This is a genomic window from Amycolatopsis sp. M39 (assembly GCF_001651785.1).
In the GTDB taxonomy this organism is placed as follows: Bacteria; Actinomycetota; Actinomycetes; order Mycobacteriales; family Pseudonocardiaceae; genus Amycolatopsis; species Amycolatopsis rubida.
The window spans coordinates 170,096-170,363 of sequence record NZ_LWSF01000015.1 but is presented as its reverse complement, the minus strand read 5'-3'; the positions used below and the strand labels follow the sequence as shown (position 1 = coordinate 170,363).

Genomic DNA, 268 nt, shown 5'->3' with positions numbered 1-268 from the left:
TGTTTCTGGGGCATGGAGGAGCTGTTCCGCCACCAGCCCGGCGTGACCGCGACCCGCGTCGGCTACAGCGGCGGCGACGTCCCCCACGCCACCTACCGCAACCACGGCACCCACGCCGAAACCATCGAAGTCACCTACGACCCGGAGCAAACCGGCTTCCGCGCACTGCTGGAGTTCTTCTTCCAAGTCCACGACCCCAGCACCAAGAACCGCCAGGGCAACGACATCGGCACCAGCTACCGCTCCGCCATCTACTACACCACCGACG

The 268-nt window shown here is 66.0% G+C and carries 1 protein-coding gene; it reads left to right on the top strand.

Going from position 1 to position 268, the window contains the following annotated elements; all coding sequences use genetic code 11:
* On the top strand, nt 1-268 hold a 268-nt coding region (locus A4R44_RS46270; RefSeq protein ID WP_369805944.1), incomplete at both ends, for a peptide-methionine (S)-S-oxide reductase MsrA.